The 2,205-nt window shown below is 64.9% G+C and carries 3 protein-coding genes; all 3 read right to left on the bottom strand.

Annotated elements, in window-relative coordinates; genetic code table 11:
- The coding region (locus tag SJI03_RS28685; protein WP_322429439.1) for a phage tail protein at positions 1-1,031 on the bottom strand (1,031 nt) is incomplete at its 3' end.
- The gene (locus tag SJI03_RS28690; RefSeq protein WP_322429440.1) at positions 1,028-1,648 is read right to left on the bottom strand and encodes a phage tail protein I; all 621 of its coding nucleotides are present in this window, start codon (positions 1,646-1,648) and stop codon (positions 1,028-1,030) included. The genes SJI03_RS28690 and SJI03_RS28685, both read right to left, overlap by 4 nt.
- Positions 1,641-2,205, bottom strand: a 565-nt coding sequence (locus tag SJI03_RS28695; protein ID WP_322429441.1) for a baseplate assembly protein, incomplete at its 5' end; no start/stop codon positions are given. The genes SJI03_RS28690 and SJI03_RS28695, both read right to left, overlap by 8 nt.

A 2,205-nucleotide genomic window follows, 5' to 3' on the forward strand; every position in this document is an offset into this window, starting at 1 on the left:
GCTGTCTGGCACATGATGCCGCCGGGCGATGCCTGGCAGGAACTCACGCCTGCGCTGGCAATGGACGTGAGGAAATCGGCGTTACGCCACATTTCTGCAGTCGTGTCGATGACTTGCCATACGCTGTCGGCAATGGCGGCAAGGGTGATGGACTGGCCGGATTTGATGTCCATGCCAGTCACGCCGGACACATCGGCATTGAGCGAGGCGCCGGGGGCGGGAGCAAGGCGTCCCGTTTTTCCGGCCAGGCCGAAGAAGTGAATACAGCGGCCGGAATTGGTCGTGATGCCCAGGTCGCTCGGTTTGGGAAGCGTGAACACCACGTTGTCGGCAGAAAAATACAGGCATTTGCCGATGTCCTCGTCGGTCAAGCTGCGCGACGCCGATACTGCGCCGGATGCCACGATATTGCCCTGTTCCTGCTGTACAAAAGCAGCATTGACCAGCTTTTTTGATGCGTCGAACATTGGCCGTGTCTCCACTTCCTTCATGCTGTACTGGGGATGCGGGTCCAGCGCCGCCAGGTGCAGGGCCAGTTGCTTGTCGGCATAGGCGCGCACTTCTATATCTTGCTGATCGGCATACTGGCGCGTGGCCAGCACAACGGACGGGTCGATTTTCAGTTCGATGGCGGCCGTGCTGGCGACGATCAGCACCACGCGCACCACCTGCGTGCGCCCGCTACCCTCGGCCATCAGTGGCTTGTAGCTGGGCGGGCAGTTGGCCACGGCGCACAGGTCGCCCGCCTCGTCGTAGATGCCGATTTCGCGCAGCCACCAGCCGCCCACGTCCTCGGGCAAGACTTGCTCGACGATGATCTGGCTGGCGTTGGCCGGGTCGATGGCTAACTGGTTCAGGTCTGCCCGGCGCACTTCATGCACGAGCGTCTTTTGCAAGCGGTCCGGGATCGGCAGGGCGCCGTTGCCGTCGCCCACGCCCATTTTTTTCAGTTTCAGGGTTTGGCCCAGGGCGATGGCGTTGGCCAGCTTGGCCTCGCCCACCTGCGTCAGAATGGCAAAGTATGTGCTCATGGATAGATGGTCATGGTGTCAATGGTATGGGGTGCGCCGCTTTGTAACAGCGTGCCGCGCACTTCGATTTGTTCGGCGATCCACGGATAGACCGTCATCGCATCGCCGTGGTAGGCAGCCAGGCCGACCTGCACCTGGCCACGGGTTTCCAGATACAGCGCCAGACCCGTCAAATGCCGGCTGACGGGCTTGGCGTCGGCAATCAGGCGTTCCATTTCCTGAAACATGGCGTCCGTGATGCCCGAGTCCAGCACGCCGACGTCGAGGCGGAAGGTGCCCGGTACGCCCGGTGGCGTGGTCTGCCACCATTCGGTGATGCGGATCAGATAGCCCAGGGACTCGACCACGCGGCGCACGGCGGCAATCGTGCCCTTGTGCTTGTGGACGAAGTACGACGCCTTGATCGTGCCGCGCTTGATCGATTCGGGCCAGGCGTCGTCCCAGCGGTCGACGGAACAGGCCCAGGCCAGGAACGGCAGCAGGGCGACCGGGCAGCGGTCGGCGTTCCACAGCTCGCGTAGCGGCACGGGCACGTTGACCAGCTCGGCGCAAGCGACGGCAATGGCGCGCTCCAGCGCCGTGGTGTTGGGCGGCAGGGTCGGCACGGTCTTATTCATCGAGCACCACCACATTGAGCTTGATGGCCGTGCAGCGCGCGGCCTGGGTGGCGTTCAGTTCGATATCCGCCGCCGGGCTGGTCAAGACGACCTTGCGCACGCCCTCGACGTGGACGGCGGCGCTGCAGGCGGACCGGTAGATGCTGTGGCCCAGGGGGCGGCGCGGCTGCGACACGCGCGCGGCGTTGGCGCGCGCGGCATCCAGCAGAATCGGCACTTCCGGGCCGACGCCGATAAACAAGGTGGCCTCGATCTGGTAGTCGATGACCTGGGCGGCCTGCACCGTCAGGCGGTCGCCCAGGGGGCGCACGTCCTCGGCGTTGAGTGCGCGCGCCACGGTGGCCAAGAGTTCGGCGCCGCCGATTCCGGTGTCATTGTTGGCCAGCACCGTGACGGTGACGCTGGCCGGCGCAGGGCTGGTGGCGCTTGCGTCCTTGACGCGGCCGTCGCTGCTGCGCGCGTGAAATTCATACGACGCCTTCGGGCCGGCTACGGACAGGCCGTCCGGCGCTTCCTGGATGCGCAGGCGGTAGGCGTCGTTGTCTTCCATGACGGCG

Source organism: Janthinobacterium sp. GMG1 (assembly GCF_034427795.1).
Lineage (GTDB): Bacteria > Pseudomonadota > Gammaproteobacteria > Burkholderiales > Burkholderiaceae_D > Janthinobacterium.

Bases quoted from the DNA above. Each gene is read 5' to 3' on its own strand.
- SJI03_RS28690 (WP_322429440.1), bottom strand. From the start codon at position 1,648: ATGAATAAGACCGTGCCGACCCTGCCGCCCAACACCACGGCGCTGGAG.